At 67.2% G+C, this 384-nt stretch carries 1 protein-coding gene; it reads right to left on the bottom strand.

Annotated features, from left to right (window positions below):
* Positions 1-23 precede the first annotated feature (23 nt).
* Positions 24-164 carry a hypothetical protein gene (locus tag MKK63_RS10615; protein ID WP_244001412.1) on the bottom strand — a complete coding sequence of 47 codons (141 nt, stop codon included), beginning with the start codon at positions 162-164 and terminating at the stop codon, positions 24-26.
* Between the last annotated feature and the right edge of the window lie 220 nt (positions 165-384).

Raw genomic sequence — 384 nt, forward strand, 5'->3', positions numbered from 1 at the left:
AGCCGTGGGCGGCCGTGGCGGGGTCAAAAACGGGGGAGCGGGAGCAGGATCAGGTCGTCGGTAGTAACGCAGCCAAAGAAGCCCAAGACCGCGACCATGGCGCCATCCTGCAGGATGGCGGCGGCCTCGTCGGAGATGACGATCTTGCTTTTCAGGCGGGCCATGGATTGGTCCTCGGCGGCCGAACCGCGAGACTTTCCCTCCCCCGCAGAGGGGGGAGGGAGGGCGCATGAGCCGGCCGGGCCGCCCCATTTGGCAACCGCACGATGATCCCAAACCCGATCTGTGAATCCGCAAGCCCGCGGATAGGGGAGGGGAGGGGCGTTGCGCTTTGTGAGGACCGATCAGCGAGCATCCTACCCCCGCTCGCCCAACCAGTCGGCG

The sequence above is a fragment of the Methylobacterium sp. J-088 genome (assembly GCF_022829295.1).
Lineage (GTDB): Bacteria > Pseudomonadota > Alphaproteobacteria > Rhizobiales > Beijerinckiaceae > Methylobacterium.